The 16,397-nt window shown below is 70.0% G+C and carries 15 protein-coding genes and 1 pseudogene; 7 read left to right on the top strand and 9 right to left on the bottom strand.

Annotated elements, in window-relative coordinates:
- Positions 1–72 precede the first annotated feature (72 nt).
- Positions 73–552 (bottom strand): hypothetical protein, encoded by a 480-nt coding sequence (locus CP976_RS19000; protein ID WP_190146928.1) that lies wholly within the window; start codon positions 550–552, stop codon positions 73–75.
- 115 nt (positions 553–667) lie between these two features.
- Here CP976_RS19000 and CP976_RS18995 point away from each other — a divergent pair, with 115 nt between their 5' ends.
- A complete protein-coding gene (locus CP976_RS18995; protein WP_150481455.1) occupies positions 668–1,900 on the top strand; it encodes an HNH endonuclease signature motif containing protein in 1,233 nt (410 codons plus the stop codon).
- A 100-nt stretch (positions 1,901–2,000) separates the two neighbouring features.
- On the opposite strand, the gene CP976_RS18990 is transcribed toward CP976_RS18995, so the two are convergent.
- Positions 2,001–2,672 carry a polysaccharide deacetylase family protein gene (locus CP976_RS18990; protein WP_150481454.1) on the bottom strand — a complete coding sequence of 224 codons (672 nt, stop codon included), beginning with the start codon at positions 2,670–2,672 and terminating at the stop codon, positions 2,001–2,003.
- A gap of 2 nt (positions 2,673–2,674) precedes the next feature.
- Positions 2,675–3,358 carry a glycoside hydrolase family 11 protein gene (locus tag CP976_RS18985; protein ID WP_150481453.1) on the bottom strand — a complete coding sequence of 228 codons (684 nt, stop codon included), beginning with the start codon at positions 3,356–3,358 and terminating at the stop codon, positions 2,675–2,677.
- 295 nt (positions 3,359–3,653) lie between these two features.
- On the opposite strand from CP976_RS18985, the pseudogene CP976_RS43755 reads away from it, so the two are divergent.
- Positions 3,654–3,833: pseudogene (locus tag CP976_RS43755) on the top strand (VOC family protein); the annotation flags it as partial.
- Between the two features lie 89 nt (positions 3,834–3,922).
- Here the strand turns inward: CP976_RS43755 and CP976_RS18975 are convergent.
- A complete protein-coding gene (locus CP976_RS18975; RefSeq protein WP_150481452.1) occupies positions 3,923–4,324 on the bottom strand; it encodes a RidA family protein in 402 nt (133 codons plus the stop codon).
- A gap of 97 nt (positions 4,325–4,421) precedes the next feature.
- Between CP976_RS18975 and CP976_RS18970 the strand changes: the two genes are divergently transcribed.
- A complete protein-coding gene (locus tag CP976_RS18970; RefSeq protein WP_150481451.1) occupies positions 4,422–5,402 on the top strand; it encodes a helix-turn-helix transcriptional regulator in 981 nt (326 codons plus the stop codon).
- A 73-nt stretch (positions 5,403–5,475) separates the two neighbouring features.
- Here CP976_RS18970 and CP976_RS18965 read toward each other — a convergent pair whose 3' ends face one another.
- The 3 genes from CP976_RS18965 to CP976_RS18955 form a co-directional block, all read right to left on the bottom strand.
- Complete coding sequence (locus tag CP976_RS18965) at positions 5,476–6,246, bottom strand: DUF899 domain-containing protein (RefSeq protein WP_150481450.1); 771 nt, start codon at positions 6,244–6,246, stop codon at positions 5,476–5,478.
- A 71-nt stretch (positions 6,247–6,317) separates the two neighbouring features.
- Positions 6,318–7,409 (bottom strand): ArsR/SmtB family transcription factor, encoded by a 1,092-nt coding sequence (locus CP976_RS18960; RefSeq protein ID WP_150481449.1) that lies wholly within the window; start codon positions 7,407–7,409, stop codon positions 6,318–6,320.
- A gap of 22 nt (positions 7,410–7,431) precedes the next feature.
- Positions 7,432–9,006 (bottom strand): AbgT family transporter, encoded by a 1,575-nt coding sequence (locus tag CP976_RS18955; RefSeq protein ID WP_150481448.1) that lies wholly within the window; start codon positions 9,004–9,006, stop codon positions 7,432–7,434.
- Positions 9,007–9,279: 273 nt separating this feature from the next.
- Between CP976_RS18955 and CP976_RS18950 the strand changes: the two genes are divergently transcribed.
- Positions 9,280–11,229: a CocE/NonD family hydrolase gene (locus tag CP976_RS18950; protein WP_150481447.1), complete on the top strand. Its 1,950-nt coding sequence runs from the start codon at positions 9,280–9,282 to the stop codon at positions 11,227–11,229.
- A gap of 8 nt (positions 11,230–11,237) precedes the next feature.
- Here CP976_RS18950 and CP976_RS43750 read toward each other — a convergent pair whose 3' ends face one another.
- The gene (locus tag CP976_RS43750) at positions 11,238–11,630 is read right to left on the bottom strand and encodes a hypothetical protein (RefSeq protein WP_229875768.1); all 393 of its coding nucleotides are present in this window, start codon (positions 11,628–11,630) and stop codon (positions 11,238–11,240) included.
- Positions 11,631–11,691: 61 nt separating this feature from the next.
- Positions 11,692–12,591, bottom strand: a complete 900-nt coding sequence (locus tag CP976_RS18940; RefSeq protein WP_150485401.1) for a LysR family transcriptional regulator — start codon at positions 12,589–12,591, stop codon at positions 11,692–11,694.
- Between the two features lie 79 nt (positions 12,592–12,670).
- Here CP976_RS18940 and CP976_RS18935 point away from each other — a divergent pair, with 79 nt between their 5' ends.
- The 3 genes from CP976_RS18935 to CP976_RS18925 all read left to right on the top strand — a co-directional run bounded on the left by CP976_RS18935 (position 12,671) and on the right by CP976_RS18925 (position 16,373).
- A complete protein-coding gene (locus tag CP976_RS18935; RefSeq protein WP_150481446.1) occupies positions 12,671–13,678 on the top strand; it encodes an EamA family transporter in 1,008 nt (335 codons plus the stop codon).
- Positions 13,675–14,364, top strand: coding sequence for an NAD(P)-dependent oxidoreductase (locus tag CP976_RS18930; protein ID WP_229875771.1), 690 nt, complete (start codon positions 13,675–13,677; stop codon positions 14,362–14,364). Before CP976_RS18935 ends, CP976_RS18930 begins: the two co-directional genes overlap by 4 nt.
- A 998-nt stretch (positions 14,365–15,362) precedes the next feature.
- A complete protein-coding gene (locus tag CP976_RS18925) occupies positions 15,363–16,373 on the top strand; it encodes an ABC transporter substrate-binding protein (protein ID WP_150481445.1) in 1,011 nt (336 codons plus the stop codon).
- The last annotated feature ends 24 nt before the right edge of the window (positions 16,374–16,397 follow it).

The following is a 16,397-nucleotide window of genomic DNA, read 5'->3' as shown; positions in this document are numbered from 1 at the left end:
GATACGGACGTTGACCCACCCGTCACCGGACCACCGTGGAATTTCGGCCACGCGGAAGCGAGCCGCCGCCCGTCACACCCCGCCGGAGGCGAAACCGCCCAGGCGCCGGCCCCCGGTCCCGCCGTCGTCCCCGTGCCGACGCGTCGCCAGCCACACGCCGCGCCCCAGGGCCCACAGAACCAGCCCGGCGGCGACCGGCGTACCGAAGATGATCAGCAGCCCGGCACCGATGTTGGCCCCGACGCCCCCCGCGGTCAGGATCCGCCAGCCCACACCGGCCATGAGCCCGACGACCACCAGCGGCCCGAGCACCCCCCACCAGCGCCGGTCCATCGCACCACGCCGCGCACCCCGCACGAGCACCGCGGCACCGACCCCCGCCAGCACCAGCGCGAGCCCACCGACGCCGGCGGCCACACCGTCCCCGATGTCCCACGGCTGAAAGGCGTAGTCCAGCTCACTCGCCGGCAACCCGTCGTAGTTCTGCTGCCCCATCAGCCCCCAAGCGGTGACAGGCACCCCGAGGACGAGCGCGGCCCCGGCCGAAAGCATTCCCCGATTCTTCATACCGCCATGGTCACTCGGGCCTGGCGGGCCGTCATGAGCACGCGTACTCAAGTACGACGAACTACCCGCGCCCCGGCCCGAGTCGCATAGAGTTCCCGCCATGGCTCTCGCGGACATATCGCGCGTCGAGATCGAGAAGGCGATCGAGGAGTGTGACCGGCTCGGACGGGATGCCTTCCTGAAGAGCCACAAGTTCCGGCGTGCGCGCCGCTACCTGCTGGTGCACGAGGGCAGGCACTACGATTCCAAGGCCATCGTCGGGGTGGCGCACGGATTCCTGCCCGGCGAGCGGGTACTGGCCCCGAACGCGAAGGGTTTCTCCGGTGGTGCGGAGCACGCCGCCCGCCTCCTGAAGCGCCTCGGCTTCGATGTCGTGGAGGACCCCGGGACGAGCGACCCGCCCCACGACGAGCTGATCTCCCGGATCACCCACCTGAAGGTGAACCGTTCCGCGAACGGCCCGGCCCTGTACAAACCGATCGCGCTGCTGTGGGCCATGGGACGAGCCGTCCGCGGCGAGCCGCGGCTCCTTCCCTGGCCGGAGACCGAGGAAGCGCTCAAGGATCTGTTGCGGAGACACGGAGCGAGGGGCGAGCGCCCGCGCCCCGACTACCCGGTCGCGTCTCTCCACCACGACGACATCTGGGAGTTGCGGGACTGCCCCCGTCCGGTACCCACCGCACACGGTGACGCCCGGCTGAAGCGATGGTTCGTCACGCACCAGCCGCTCGGCGGCCTCGCCGAGCCCGTGTACGACCGGTTCCGGCACTCCGCGGTGACCCGTCTCGCCGTCCTCGACGAACTCCTCGGCACGTTCTTCGAGGACCTCGACCCCGCCCCGCTCCTCGCCGACGTCGGTCTGGACGACGTCGAGTCGGCCGAACCGCGCACCCCGCCGGGTCGCGCACCCGAACAGTGGCTCATCACCGCCGCCGAGTACGAACGCGGTTGCAGGCTCGTCGAGGAACAGGAATCGAAGACCCACGGCCGCCGTGTCTCCCGGACCACTCACAGTCCGGTCCGCTCCCGGGCCGCCCGCTATCTGGTCCTGAGCCGCAGCCAGGGCCGCTGCGAGAACCCCGGCTGCACGGGCCAGCCGGCCGATGTCACCGACCGCGACCACCCCATCCTCGAGGTCGACCACGTCGTCGAGCTGGCCCTGGGAGGCCGCGACCACCCCAGTCAGATGGTGGCCCTCTGCCCCAACTGCCATGCGGTCAAGACCCGGGGACGTACCCGGGAGACGCTGCGCGAGACGTTGCTCAAGGTGGCGATGGAGCGGCACGCCGCCGGCGGTGGAGGCGGAACCGCTCCCCCCGGGCCGTCGCTGTAGAACACGGACCGGCGCGACGGCACTTGTCACCGCCGCGCCGGAAGTGCGCGCTGCCGTGCGGGTGTTCCCTGCGGTGTCCCTGGTCCCTGTGATCCCTCCCTCAGCCGGGAGCCACCGCACGCCCCGTCTGTGGGGAGATCATCCCCGCGCACAGGCCCCGGGCCGCCAGCCCCTGGGCGATGCGGGGGATCGCTGCGCGGGTGTTGGCGGACCAGTCGTGCATGAGGATGATCTGGCCGTTGGTGAGGCGGCCGGCGGCCTGAACGATCGCGTCGGTGCTCGCACCGTTCCAGTCCTGTGAGTCGACGTGCCAGATGATCTCGGTGAGGCCGTGGCGGGCCGCGACCGACTTGACCGTCGTGTTGGTCTCGCCGTACGGCGGGCGGAACAGTTTCGGTGTGCCGCCTCCCGCGTTCGCGATGGCCTGCTGGGTCCGGGAGATCTCGGAGTCGATCTGTGCCTGGTTCAGGCGGGTCAGGTGCGGGTGGGTGTAGCTGTGGTTGCCGATCCACATGCCGGCGGACACCTGGGCCCGGACCAGGGACGGATTGGCGGCGGCGTACTGGCCCTGGTTGAACATCGTGGCCCGTAGCCCGTTCTGGCGGAGTGCGTTGAGCAGTCCGGTCGTGTTGCCGGACGGGCCGTCGTCGAAGGTGAGTCCGACGTATCCGTTGCAGGCGGCGGCCTGGGACGGGGCGGTGGTGAGGGCGGTGGTCGCGGCCGTCGCGAGGACGGCCAGGGTCGTGAGCAGTGCGCGTGCCCTGGCTCTCATCGTCACGGTCCCGTGTGCACGGTGATGTTGGAGTTGCCGCTGCTCTGGTAACCCTCGGTCGCCATGATCATGTAGTACTTGAAGTTACCCATGCGCATGCCGGCCCGGGCCCACGCGTCGAAGTGGTTGCCGGTCGTGATGGTGCCGCCCGTCCTCTTGGACTGCCGCACGCTCCAGTACTGGTCGAAGGTCCGGACGCCCTCGACGGACGGGGCGTTGTACCGCGTGGTCTTGTAGATGTCGTACGTACCGCCGTCGCTGGTGACGGTTCCCTTGTACTGACCCGTGGGCCGGTACGTGCCCCAGTTGTCGACGATGTAGTACTCGACGAGCGGGTTCGCCGTCCAGCCGTAGAGGGTCAGGTAGGCGTTGCCGGACGGGTTGAACGTGCCGGAGTAGGACACGCTGCGGCGGGCTCCGGTGCTCCAGCCCTTGCCCGCGACGAAGTTGCCGGTGTTCCGCCATGACGTGCTGTAACGGCCGCCTGCGGACAGGGTCATGGAGACCGTGCCCGGGGCGTCGGTCCAGAACGAGTAGAAGTAGCCGTTGTCGGTGCCGGTCCGGTTCGAGGTGACGACCGTGTCGGCGTGGGCGGTGCCCGGCAGGGCGATGGTCGCCGCCGCCAGCAGGAACATGGTGCAGGCACTCCTGACGAGCAGCCGTAAGCGGCCTGATGACTTCTTCATGGGGGTGCTTCCTCCTCGTCCTCGTGGGGTTGGTCGATGGGGAGGTTGTGCCATCGGAGTGTTGGCCTGACCCTGTCAACTGTCAATGCTTTCGGTAAGAGTTTCGAATGATTCGTGGATGGGAGTGGTTCGCTGGCGGTCGACTTCCGCAGTTCAGGCGGTAGTTGTGGGGAGGCTGAGTCACGTCGATTCGGGTCTCGCTGCCCGTGCCGTGCGGAGGTGCATCTTCCGGTACTCGAATGTTTCGAATCGTTTCCGGACCACATACTCGCGCCGGGACCGACATCACACTGCGGCGGAAGCGCTCGGCTGGGGTGTCTCCAGCGAGGGACCCGGGGTGACCAGCGTCGAACCCGGTGGCGGCTTCGTCTGGCCGGACCCGGTCGCCGTCTGCGTCGACGTCGTCGCCGTCCCGGAACCCAAGACGGCGACGAAGAACCGAGTGCACGTCGATCTCGCCACGACCTCTGCGTCCTCGGCTCGTCCTGACGCGGAGTCTCGACGACATCCCGAGGGACCTGACCTGCTCCGCCCCACAGCCCCGGATGCGGGCGAGGTGGCGAGTCAGGGGCGGGCGGCGAGGGCCTCGACCTCGAACAGCACGTCAGGCGTTGCCAGGCTCGCGACCCCGATGAGGGTCTGCGTGGGCGGCTTGTCGCCCCAACTCTCCCGCACCGCCCCGGCGATGGGCCCCAGTTTGCCGACGTCGTGGTTCACCACATACGTCCTCAGCTGGACGACGTGGCTGAGGTCGAGCCCATGGGCGGCAAGAGCGACACCGATGTTGCGGAACGTCTGCTTCACCTGCTCGGAGAAGTCGCTGGAGACAATCGCGCCGTCCGGGCCCGAGCCGTACTGACCCGAGACGAGCACCAGTTCCGTACCCGCGGGGACGGTGGCGGTGTGGCTGTAGCCGAACGGGACCGGGTCGTGTAAACCGTCCGGATTGACAAGGGAGTGGGTCATGCGGATCACCTCTCGTGTGCGACGGGTGTTTGTGGCGCTGGTAAGCCTCCCAACGAATGACGACATCGCATGTCATGTATTCCAGTAGTGTTTTCGTATGCGCGCCGACCGGTTGGTATCGCTGGTGCTGCTGCTCCGGCAGCACGGTCGGCTGTCCGCGGCCGCGCTGGCCCGCGAGCTGGAGGTGTCCACCCGCACCGTGCTGCGCGACATCGAGGCACTGTCCGCGGCCGGCGTCCCGGTCTACGCCGAACGCGGTCGGCACGGCGGTTTCGAGTTGCTGCCCGGCTTCCGGACCGAGCTCACCGGACTGAACCACGACGAGGCACTCGCCCTGCTGGTCGCCGGATCACGGCGCGGCGCGCAGACGTTCGGCCTCGGCTCGGCGCTCGCCTCGGCCATGCTCAAGGTGGTCGACGCGCTCCCCGAGAGCTACCGCGCCACCGCGGCCGGCGCGGCGCAGCGAGTGCTCATCGATCCGGAGACCGACCTCCTCGCGCGCCGGCTGGTCGCGGACGAGGTGCCTGACGCCGTAGTGACCGAGGTCCGGCGCGCGGTGTTCGCCGGACACAAGCTGCGCATCCACTACGCGGCCGCGGACCAGACCCCGAGGTGGCGCACGGTGGACCCGATCGGCCTGGTCACCGTGCGCGACCAGGGCTACTTGCTGGCCACCAGGTCCGGCGCGGACCGCACCTACCGGTTGTCCCGCATCCTGGCCGCCGAGGAACTCGCCGAACCGGCACAGCGACCGGACCGGGTCGATCTGGACCGGGCCTGGCAGGAACGCAGCACGCGGTTCCGGACCGGCGGCGACCAAGTCACCGTGCTGGTACGGGTGGACCCTGCGCGGCGGCACGACCTGGTGGGCACCGCGCTGGCCGTCCGCGCCGAGGAAACCGACGCGGACGGCCGGCTGCGGCTGGAGGTGACCTTCCAGGATCCGAGACACGCCGAATGGGCACTGTGGAACCTCGCCACGAACGCGGAGGCCCTGGCGCCGCAGTGGTTGCGCGATTCCCTGCGCGAGCGCGCCGCCGCGATCGTCACGTGCTACGGAGGGTCAGCCCGAGCGTAGTCGGCCGAACTCGCCCACTCCGGGTGGCGGGAGGCTTTGGGCGCCGGCTCGGCTGTGGCCTTCGGGTCCGGCTTCAGGAGCAGCAGCCCGAACTGCCCGCGCCGGCCTGTCCGTCGACGAGGCCGTCGACGAGGCCGTCGTCGTGCCCGGCGGCGATCCGTGCCCATTGCGCGGTCGGCCGCCCGTCCTCGCGGAACTGCTGACCGCGGGTCTCGTACGGCTGTGGCCAGCCCGGCGGGCAGTCCTCCCAGGTCTCCTGCCGCCCGTAGACCGTCATGTCCAGGATGCCGTACGACGGCGCCATGGGTTCGACGCCGCGGCCGGTGGTCCAGTACGTCTCGTAGACACGGTCCCCGTCGCGGAGGTAGCACGCCTTCATCCCGAAGTGGCGACCGGCGACGAGCCGTTCGCGGGACCCGGCGGGTACGGAGTACCAGGGCAGCTCCCAGCCCATGAACCGCCGGTAGCGGTCCGACTCCTCGTAAGGCCCCTGGCAGAAGACGGCGAAAGTGACGCCACGCTGGTGCAGGTAGGACAGTTCGCGGACCTGGCCGGTGAAGAAGGTGCAGCCCTCACACTGCTCGGCGGCGGGGCGGCCGTCATGCCACATGTGATACGACACGAACAGCTGGGTGCGGCCCTCGAAGACGTCGGCCAAGGGGACGGGTCCCTCGCCTCCGACGAGCGGGGTCGAGGGATCCACCTCGGTCATGGGCAGGCGGCGCCGGGCGGCGGCGATCGCGTCGCCCTCCCGGGTGTGCGCCTTCTCCCGCGTGCGCAGAGTGTCGATTGCGGCCAGCCACTCCTGGCGGGAGACGACGGGCGGTGTGCTCGTTGCAGTCATGTCCGTACTGACCCGGCGGCCCGCAAGAACTCATCGCCGGCCGCTCCTGCCACTTCAGGCGTCCCGATGGTTCACCGTGCCACGGTTGCGAGCACATCGTGGCCCAGCCGCTGGATGACGTCCGTGGCGAGCCGGTGCCGCACCAGTTTGCCGTCTCGCGTGGAGCGCACCAGGCCCGCGTCGCGCAGGGTCCGCAGGGCGCGGGAGACCTGTGGCTCGCTGGAGCCGAGTCGGGCGGCGAGCTCCGAGGTGGTGATGGGCTCGCCCAGCAGATGGCGGCACAGTTCCATCCGGGCGGGCGAGGTCAGCGCCATCAGCCGGTGGTGCAGGTCCCGCAGGGTCAGCTGTTCGGCCGGGGTGGTGCCGCCCACCGCGTACTGCACCACCACGCACGACGGGTACTCGTTCTTGACCGTCAGATGCGGCCACACCCGGGCGGACGGGACGAGAACGAGGGGGCGCGGGGCCACCTTCACCTCGTCGATCTGGAGCTTGTCCAGCCGGACCCGTTCCCCCGGCCCGACCCGGGCCGCGGTCGGCAGCAGCTCGGTGAGCACGTCTGCGGGCGAGCGGATCATCAGCCGGCGACGTACCTCCCGCGCGTGGTCCTCCAGGGGCGTACGCAGGGTGCGCCAGTCCTCGGCGAAGAACGCGGTGTCGGCGGCCCGCAGCACCGCCAGCAGCCGGTCCCGCAGCTCCAGCGGTGCCGCCACCAGCTGTCGCGCCAGCTCACCGCGGGCGTAGGAGCGGCGCAGGCAGCGGCGGGCGTAGTCCTCCGCGGCGGCGGTACCCGCGCGCAGCTCGCGGACCGGCGGCACGGACTGCGCGTTGGTGCCGAGGACCCCGGGCGCCACCAGCTCCAGGAAGTCCTCGGCCGGCAGCGCCGCGACCGCCGCCAGCTCCTCGTCCAGGCTCGCCGCGAGCGGCAGCGCACGGGGAAAGAACAGGCGGCAGCGGAAGCGGGCCCACAGCGGGGCGAACACGGACAACTCGTCGCGCAGGTCGGGGCCCGCCGCGGCGGCGCGGGCCGCCCAGCCGGCGGCCTCGGGGTGGTGCTCGGGTTCGGCGAGCACATGCAGACTCGCCATCAGTTCCGACAGCGCGGAGGGCCCGGCCGCGAGGTCCGCGGGGCCAAGCCCTCCGAGGTCGAGGACGATGCTCACGCTGTCAGCGTACGGCCGGGGCTCACCGCACGGGTGCGCCCGGGCCGAGCGGGATGCCCAGCAGGTACCAGGCGAAGAACAGCAGCACCCAGACCACCAGCATGATCATGGCGAGGGGCAGGGTGAAGGACACCAGGGTGCCGATGCCGGCCTTGCGGCGCAGGGTCTGGAGGTAACCGACACAGAGCATGAACGAGGTGCTCATCGGGGTGATGGAGTTCGTGCAGGAGTCGGCGATGCGGTAGAGCGCCATGGTGGTGGCCGGGCTGGTGCCGAGCAGCATCAGCATCGGCACCAGGGCCGGGGCCACCAGGGTCCACAGGGCCGAGCCGGAGGTGATGAGGAGGTTCATCAGCGCGACCGCGACGATCAGCAGGGTGAACAGCACCAGCGTGGGCGCGCCCAGGCCCTGGAGGAAGTCCGCGCCTTCGACCGCGACGACCGTGGCGATGTTGGTCCACTTGAACAGGGCGAGGAACTGCGACACGGCGAAGAAGAGCACCAGCAGCGGCGCGATGGAGCGCACTCCGTCCGCCATGAACTCCGGTATCGCGCGGCTCCCCCTGATCCGCCCGGTGAGCCGCCCGTACACGGCGCCGACGAGCAGGAAGAAGACGGTGAGGAAGACGGCGATGGCGTTCATGAAGGTCGACTCCACGATCGCGCCCCCCTCGCCGCGCAGCGGTGACGAGGCGGGCAGCATCGCGAGCACGATCAGCGTGGCGTAGCCGAGCACGGCGAGGCCGGTCAGCTTCAGGGCCCGCAGCTCGGTGGCGTCGTCGACCCCGGCGGCCGCCACCCGCCCTGCCGCGGCGGCCTCCAGGTCCGCGTCGGGGACCAGGTGGTGCTCGCGCTTGGCGAGGAGCTTGTCCACGACCAGGGCGATGGTCCCGGCCAGCACGAACGCCGAGACGGTGGTGAAGTACATGTTGTCCGTCGCGCGGACCACCACGCCCTTGTCGACGAGCTGCGCGGCCTCGGTGGCCACGGAGGCGAACAGCGCGTCACCGGGGGCGATCAGCGGGTTGGCGTCGCCCGCGGCGTTGATGGACACGAACGCGACGATCATGCCGAGCATGGGGGAGCGGCCCACGGCGCGGAAGGCCACGGCCCCGAGCGGGATGAGGACCACGTACGCGGAGTCGGACAGGAACTTCCCCAGCACGCCGCCCAGAGCCACGCCCAGGACGACCGTGCGGGGGGACAGCCCCGACAGCATGCGGCGGGCGAGCGCTTCGAAGAGCCCCGAACGCTCGGCGACCGCGACGCCGAGCATCACCATCAGCACGACGCCGAGCGGGCCGAAGGTCACGAAGGACTCCTCGGCGCCGGTGATCAGGTCCCGTACGGCGTCCGCCGACAGCGCGCTGCGTACGCCGACCAGGTCCCCCGAGGAGGGGTCCTCGACCCGCACACCGGAGGCGTTCAGCGCCCAGCTGACGAGGGCGACGACCCCGCACAGGATCCAGAACAGCCAGAACGGATGCGGCAGCGCGTTGCCCGCGCGCTCGACCAGGTCGAGGAGCCGGGAGCCACGGCCCCCCTCGCCGGGCTCGGTGGCCTGCACCTCCTCGGTGCGGCTGTCGGGTGTGCTCATGGCGGCCTCCTGTGAGGACTGGGAGAGGGCGGGGGAGGGGGACGGGGCAGGGAGGGGGAAACGAGGGCATGGCGCGGCTGCGCCGCGAGCGGTGCAAGACGGAACCCAGAGCCGTGCAGAATCACGATCCGACGAGATGGCATGCACGGGGGGTGCTCTCGGGTTGCGCTGACAGTAGGTCCCGTTTCCGGCCCCGTCACCGTCCGGCGGAACAGTTGACCTGATGACGTCAAGTGATCGCCATGATCCTGGCTGTTGCTTAGCGTCACGGGAGTGACCTCGTACGACACCTCCCACGCCCGGCCCGAACCCCTCCAGGGCGGTGCCCTGTGGCGCCGTACCCTGCGCATCCGCATGCGGGACGGCGTCCATCTCGCCGCAGACCTGTACTCCGCGTCACCCGAGCCGGAGACGACCGCGCTTCCCGTGCTCCTCGAGCGCACCCCGTACGGTCGGCGCGCGCAGCGCGGTTCGGATCAGGACCGCAGCGACGCGCCGGTCCCGCGGCCCGAGGACATCGCACGGCACTTCACCGAAGCCCGCTACCACGTCGTACGGCAGGACTGCCGGGGACGCGGCGACTCCGAGGGGACGTTCGTGAAGTACCTCGGCGAAGGCCCGGACGGGGCGGACACGATCGCCTGGCTCAGGAACCAGCCGTGGTGCGACGGCAGGGTCGTGATGACGGGGGTGTCCTACTCCGCCCACGTCCAGGCAGCCGCGGCCGCCGAAGGGACGACGGGCCTGGCCGCCATGTTCCAGGACTCGGGCGGTTTCTCCTCCGCGTACGACGCGGGGATGCGGATGGGCGGCGCCTTCGAGCTGAAGCAGGTGACCTGGACGCTGCGGCATGCCGTGGAGAGCCCGGAGGCCACGGCGGATCCGGTCCTGGCCGAGGAACTGCGGCGCGTGGACCTGACGGGCTGGTTCGGCGCGATGCCGTGGCGGCCGGGCTGCACACCGCTGCGGCACCTGTCGGCGTACGAGGACTTCCTGCTGGAGCAGTGGCGGCAGGACACCTTCGGGGACTACTACCGCAACCCGGCGATATACGGGCGAGGCTTCTACGAGCGCTTCCCGGACGCGCCGAGCCTGCACATGGGCAGCTGGTACGACCCCTACGTCCGCTCCACCATCGAGAACTTCACCGCCCTGCGGAAGCTGAAGTCGGCACCCTCCTACCTGGTCATGGGCCCGTGGACACACGGGCACCGCTGCGAGACGTACGCCGGAGACGTGGACTTCGGTCCGCGGGCGACACTCGACGGCAACCTCGCCCCGTCGTACCTGGAGTTCCGCCGCCGCTGGTTCGACCGTGCGCTGGGCCGGGAGGACGAGGGTGAGGGAGTGAACCCGGAGAGCGGACATCCGGAGAACGGGCACCCGGAGAACGGAGACCTCCCCGCCGTCCAGTACTTCCTGATGGGCGGCGGCGACGGCCGGCGGGACGCGGCAGGGCGTATGCGGCACGGCGGCGCATGGCGCACCGACACCCGGTGGCCCCCGGCGTCGACGGGCCCTGTCGCCCTCTACCTCACCACCGACGGCGCCCTCACCACCGCCCCGCCCACCGTGGCCGCCGCGTCGGTGACCTACGACTTCGACCCGCGCCGGCCGGTCCCCACCATGGGGGGCCAAGTCACCTCGGGCGAGCCGGTGATGACGGGCGGGGCATACGACCAGAACGCCCCGGACGCCCGGGTGTACGGGGCGCGCGAGCCGTATCTGCCGCTGGACTCCCGCCCGGACGTGATCAGCCTGACCACCCCGCCGCTCGAGCGGGACGTGGTGCTGGCCGGCCCCGTGTCGGCACAGCTCTACATCTCGACGACGGCCCCGGACACCGACTTCACGATCAAGCTGATCGACGTCCATCCGCCCAACGCCGACTATCCGCACGGCTTCGCCATGAACCTCACCGACGGCATCGTCCGCTGCCGCTTCCACCGCTCCTACGAGAGGCCCGAGTTGCTCACTCCGGGCGAGGTGTACGCAATCGAGGTCACCGCCCCCGACACGGCCAACACGTTCGCCGCCGGCCACCGCATCCGCCTCGACGTCTCCTCCAGCAACTTCCCCCGCTTCGACGTCAACACCAACACCGGCGAACCGGAGGCAGCAGCCCGCCGCACCGCCATCGCCACGAACACCGTGCACATGGACGCAGGTCGCCCCTCCCACCTGCGAGTGCGGCTGGAAGGAGGCACGGCCGCGCTCGCGTAGCGTGGCTGTCAGCTCACCCCGTCGGCGAGCGGGTTCTGTTCGCGATCAGTGATGGTGAACTCCATCCACTCGATCCCGGCGACACGGAAACGGGCTCCGACGTTGGACGAGGCCACACCCTCGAACTCAGCACGTGCGCCCGCTTCCGGGTTGCTGACGCTCCACGGTGTCGCGACCCGCCAGGCCCGCTGAAGGGTGATCAGAAGCGCGTCCTGCGGGGCGGAACAACCAAGAGGGGACACGAACCGCAGCTCGGCCAGCTCCGGGAACTTCCAGTACCGCTCATAACCTTCGAGCTCGACGGTGTGCGCCAACAGCTCTCCGATGCGGCCGACCACTCGTTCGGCACTGCGGCGGTTGGCCACACGCGCGTAGCCACGCCAACGAATCGTCTCGAACATGCCGACACTGTACGGAAGTTGATGCCATCCGTGATGAACCGCTGGAGGAGCCCGTTGCGGCTCAGGCCGCTGTCGACTGCGGCCCGACCCCGAGGATGTCGAGCATCGCTCGGGTGGCGGGGCTGGGGTTGAAGCGGCTCCACGCCAGGTACTCGACGCGATGCGGTCCGTCGACCACCGGGACCAGTGCCAGTTCGGGGTCGTCCGTGGCCCGCGGCCGGATGAACGCCGACGGCAGCAGCGCGATGCCGAGGCCGCGGGCGATCAGCCGGGTGATCAGCTCCACGACGCCGGCTTCGTACGCGACATCGCGGACCAGGCCCGCGGCGGCGAACGCCTGATCGGACTGAGCCCGGGCGGGCGTACCGCTCACGAAGTCCACGAACGTCTCTTCGGCGATCTCCCGCAGCGTGACCTGGGAAACGCCCGCCAGTCGGTGCCCGGCCGGCACCACCAGCACGTGCTCGTCGTGAGCGAGATCAACGCACTCCACACCGGAAGGCCGTTCGCTCTCCGGCATGCCGAGGAAGGCGATGTCCAGGTCGCCGTTCCGGACCGCCGCAGCCAGTTCATCGCTGCGTCCGGAACGGAGGGCGACGTGGACGGCCGGGTGCTGGGCGCGGTACCGCTGCAGCAGCTCCGGTACGTCGACAGCAGCTGTCGTCACGATCACGCCAACGGCGAGTCGACCGCGTACCACGCCGGTAGCGGCGGCGGCGTCGGCGGCCGCGCGGTCGGCGGCGGCCAGGCACTCGCGTGCGCCGGCGACAAACGCCGCTCCCGCAGGGGTCAGCTCGACGCGGCGGCTGGACCGGGCGAACAGCTTGACTCCGAGTTCCCGTTCCAGGCCGGCGATCCGGTGACTGAGCGAGGACTGCACCACGAAGCAGCGCTCGGCGGCGCGGGTGAAGTTGCGGGTTTCGGCCACGGCGACGACGTAGCGCATCTGCTGGAGATCCACACGGTCATCGTTCTGGTTCATGACTGCGATGACAAGCATGTGTTGGACTCATGGCGGGCTGGTTCTGAAACTTCATCACATGCATACCTCGACCGAGCGGGCGCCGGACTCGCCGCGCATCCCGCACGCGCAGCAGGTGGCCACCGTCGCACTGACCGCACTCGCCCCCGCGTCCTGGGGCACCACGTACGTCGTCACCACGGAACTGCTTCCGCCCGGGCATCCGCTGTTCGCCGGGGTGCTGCGCGCCCTGCCCGGCGGGCTGCTCGCGCTGGCCATCACCCGTGTGCTCCCGCGCGGGGACTGGTGGTGGAAGGCCACCATCCTCGGCGCGCTCAACATCGGTGCCTTGTACCCCCTCTTGTTCGTGGCGGCCGAGCGACTTCCCGGCGGTGTCGCCGCCACTCTCGGTGCCACCCAGCCGCTGATGGTCGCCGGGTTGGCCGTCGCGCTGCTCCACGACCGGCCGACGGCCTGGCGATTGTCCTGGGGCGTGCTCGGCGCGGTCGGTGTCGGACTCGTCGTACTGGGACCGCAGGCCCGGCTGGACGCCGTCGGGGTCGTCGCCGGCCTCGGTGGTACGGCCGCCATGGCCGCCGGGATCGTCCTCACCAAGCGGTGGGGCCTTCCCCCGGGTGTCGGTCCACTGACCCTGACCGGTTGGCAACTGACGGCGGGCGGCCTGCTCTTGCTCCCGCTCGCCCTCGCGATCGAGGGAGCGCCGCCGCGCATCGACACCGGAGCCGCCGGCGGATACCTGTGGCTCGGCAGCGTGGGTGGGCTGATCGCGTCCACGCTGTGGTTCCGGGGTGTCGGAAAGCTGCCGGTCGGCGCGTCCGCACCGCTGGTGCTGCTGTCCCCGCTGGTCGCGGCCGTCATCGGCATCGCGCTGGGCGAGTCACTGAGCCTGCTGCAGACCTCCGGCTTCGTCCTCGCTCTGGCCGCGCTGCTCGCGGCGCAGCTCAATGCCCCGAACCTGTCGGCCCGGGTGGCGCGCCACAGGCTGGCAGAAGCCCAAAACCGAGAAGCCCGAATCCGAGAAGACCAGATGCGCGACGATCAGATACGAGAAGGACGGATCCGATGAAGACAGGCATGACGATCGCCGTACTGGGCGCCACGGGGATGGTCGGCAGCCGGGTGATCAACGAGGCCAGTGCACGCGGACACCAAGTGATCGCCCTGTCCCGGAAACCCGCGAATGAGAACCCGAAGCACCCGAACCTGACGCCGGTCGCGGTCGACGCCAACGACCCACACGCCATACGCGATGCGCTGGCAGGCTCCGCCTCCCACGGCGCTGCGGACGCCGTCGTAGTGACCGTGCGGACCACGCCGGTCGACGAGGAGTTCCTGGTCGGCGCTACCCGTACAGTGCTGGACATCGCCGCACGACTCGGGATCCGCGTCCTCGTGGTCGGCGGCGCCGGCGCATTGCGCAGCCCCGGTGACCGCGATCTGCTGGTCGCCGACAACCCGGCGTACGTGCCCGCCGAAATCAAGGCCGTCGCCGCCGCCGGAATCGCTCAGCTGCGAACCTGCCAGTCCCATGCCGATGCCGATTGCGTCTACCTGAGTCCACCGGCTCTGCTCGAACCCGGCGAACGGACCGGCCGCTATCGGCGCGGCAGCGACACCTTGCTCATCAGCGCCGACGGCCGATCCTGGATCAGCGCCGAGGACCTGGCTGTCGCCGTGGTCGACGAACTCGAGACGCCTGGTCCCGACCCTCTCATCACGGTCGTCCACCGAGGCGAACACCTGTCAGCGTGAGCTGGTCGGGATCGCCCGACGGCAGGCCGTCGAGAGGGCAGAAAGTCTCCACTGTGCCCACCCGGGAACGGTCGACAGGTACACGAGCCTGCTGCCCGGAGCGGATCTGACGATCGCCGCGGTTGCATGGGCCGCAGCAGGGAGGGACAGGCGGCACGGACTGCGGTGCTGCCAACTGTCGCCGTCATAACGGTGCCCTCATTTCGCGGCTCCGACCCGGACCAGGGTGCGGCGGAGGGACCGTCGGCGGGCCGGCCGTCCGGGATGTCGCACGGGGTTCGACACTTCGTTCAGCGATCGAAAGGTAAGGCCATGCCTGCCGAGCGTCAATATCTCTGCCGAAGAAGGTGTTTTCGCGCCGGGCGACCGGCAGGCCATCAGCCCCGCCGGCTGCCCCGCGTTACCCAAACGTGATGGCCTGCTTCTCGCTCACCCTCTTGACCAGGGGGGACGGTGGGCGCTCATATGACCTCCCCATCACTGACCACCTGAGGGAGGTACGGCCGTGGCACCTCCGGCGCACAGCAGCACCTCCCTGGCAGGTTGCGGCCCACGATTAGACGGCACTTGTTGTTGCGGAGGCCGGGTGAGGTGAGCGCCCGTACTCCCTGCGACGCCGCCGAGTTCGGGCGCTGAGCGCGGTCCGCCAGGACCTCTTCGCGGCGGCGGAACGTAGCCGCGCCCTGCTCCTTATAGCCATCGAGGAGTGGAACGAGGGCGGCACGGCTCGACCGGAACGCCTCCGGTCGTCATCGAGCCTGGACTCATCGCCCGCGTCGGCCGGGCGACGCCGGCGTCACGGCCACTTCGCCGGCCCTCCCTGATCCCGCCCTCACCCCGCCCTGACCACCCTCTGATGGCATGCGCGACGCATGTTCGATATTTCGAACGTCGGTCGGTCCTCAGAACGTCATCACTTCCACGGTTTCCCGACGGAACGTCAGAAGCCGCATTAACCGAGTCCAATCCCCGGGCCGGCTCAACGAAGGAGATCAAGCATGCTCAGCAGAAGGAACTTCCTCACCGCGGCGGTCGGTGTCGCGGCTGCGACCGGACTCGCGGCCTGCGCCAAGGAGGACGGCACCTCTGCCGCCGCCGCCGGCAGCGGCAGCGGCAGCAAGGCGATCACCCTCGGCTTCTCCCAGGTCGGCTCGGAGAGCGGCTGGCGCACCGCCAACAGCGACTCGGTGAAGTCGGCCGCGAAGGAGGCGGGTTACACCCTCAAGTTCTCCGACGCCCAGCAGAAGCAGGAGAACCAGATCTCCGCGATCCGCAACTACATCGCGCAGAAGGTCGACGTCATCGCCTTCTCGCCCGTGGTCGTCACCGGCTGGGACGCGGTGCTCAAGGAGGCCAAGGCCGCGAAGATCCCGGTGGTCCTCACCGACCGCTCCGTCGAGACCTCCGACGACTCCCTGTACGTGACCTTGGTGGGCTCCGACTTCACGGACGAGGGCCGGCGCGCCGCCAAGATCCTGGAGAAGGTCCTGGAGAAGGCGGGCCACAAGGGCGCCGTGAAGATCGCCCAGTTGGAGGGCACCACCGGCGCCGCCCCCGCGATCGAGCGCGCCAAGGGCTTCAAGGAGGTCATGGAGGCGGACCACGCGGACGACTGGAAGGTCGTCGTCAGCCAGACCGGGGACTTCACCCGGGCCGGCGGCAAGCAGGTCATGGCGGCCTTCCTCCAGTCCAACCCGGACATCAACGTGCTCTTCGCGCACAACGACGACATGGCCATCGGCGCCATCCAGTCCATCGAGGCGGCCGGCAAGAAGCCCGGCAAGGACATCCTCATCGTCTCCATCGACGGTGTGAAGGACGGCTTCGTCGCCATGTCCGAAGGCAAGATCAACGCCATCGTCGAGTGCAACCCGCTGCTCGGCCCGCAGCTGATGGAGGTCGTGAAGAAGGTCAAGGACGGCGAGACGGTCGAACGCTGGATCAAGACCAAGGAGAGCGACTTCATGCAGGACCAGGCCAAGGACGCGCTCCCCACCCGCAAGTACTGACCGACCGTCCCCACCGGCGGGAGC

Source organism: Streptomyces coeruleorubidus (assembly GCF_008705135.1).
In the GTDB taxonomy this organism is placed as follows: Bacteria; Actinomycetota; Actinomycetes; order Streptomycetales; family Streptomycetaceae; genus Streptomyces; species Streptomyces coeruleofuscus.
Note: the sequence above shows the minus strand (reverse complement) of the source record. Positions and strands in the feature narration are given on the sequence as shown.

What these genes read in the sequence shown, in the direction of transcription:
- CP976_RS18995 (WP_150481455.1), top strand. Translation starts at nt 668, where the DNA reads ATGGCTCTCGCGGACATATCGCGCGTCGAGATCGAGAAGGCGATCGAG.
- CP976_RS18975 (WP_150481452.1), bottom strand. Translation starts at nt 4,324, where the DNA reads ATGACCCACTCCCTTGTCAATCCGGACGGTTTACACGACCCGGTCCCG.
- CP976_RS18955 (WP_150481448.1), bottom strand. Translation starts at nt 9,006, where the DNA reads ATGAGCACACCCGACAGCCGCACCGAGGAGGTGCAGGCCACCGAGCCC.
- CP976_RS18965 (WP_150481450.1), bottom strand. Translation starts at nt 6,246, where the DNA reads ATGACTGCAACGAGCACACCGCCCGTCGTCTCCCGCCAGGAGTGGCTG.
- CP976_RS18935 (WP_150481446.1), top strand. Translation starts at nt 12,671, where the DNA reads ATGCATACCTCGACCGAGCGGGCGCCGGACTCGCCGCGCATCCCGCAC.
- CP976_RS18970 (WP_150481451.1), top strand. Translation starts at nt 4,422, where the DNA reads ATGCGCGCCGACCGGTTGGTATCGCTGGTGCTGCTGCTCCGGCAGCAC.
- CP976_RS18985 (WP_150481453.1), bottom strand. Translation starts at nt 3,358, where the DNA reads ATGAAGAAGTCATCAGGCCGCTTACGGCTGCTCGTCAGGAGTGCCTGC.
- CP976_RS43750 (WP_229875768.1), bottom strand. Translation starts at nt 11,630, where the DNA reads ATGTTCGAGACGATTCGTTGGCGTGGCTACGCGCGTGTGGCCAACCGC.
- CP976_RS18925 (WP_150481445.1), top strand. Translation starts at nt 15,363, where the DNA reads ATGCTCAGCAGAAGGAACTTCCTCACCGCGGCGGTCGGTGTCGCGGCT.
- CP976_RS18990 (WP_150481454.1), bottom strand. Translation starts at nt 2,672, where the DNA reads ATGAGAGCCAGGGCACGCGCACTGCTCACGACCCTGGCCGTCCTCGCG.
- CP976_RS19000 (WP_190146928.1), bottom strand. Translation starts at nt 552, where the DNA reads ATGCTTTCGGCCGGGGCCGCGCTCGTCCTCGGGGTGCCTGTCACCGCT.
- CP976_RS18930 (WP_229875771.1), top strand. Translation starts at nt 13,675, where the DNA reads ATGAAGACAGGCATGACGATCGCCGTACTGGGCGCCACGGGGATGGTC.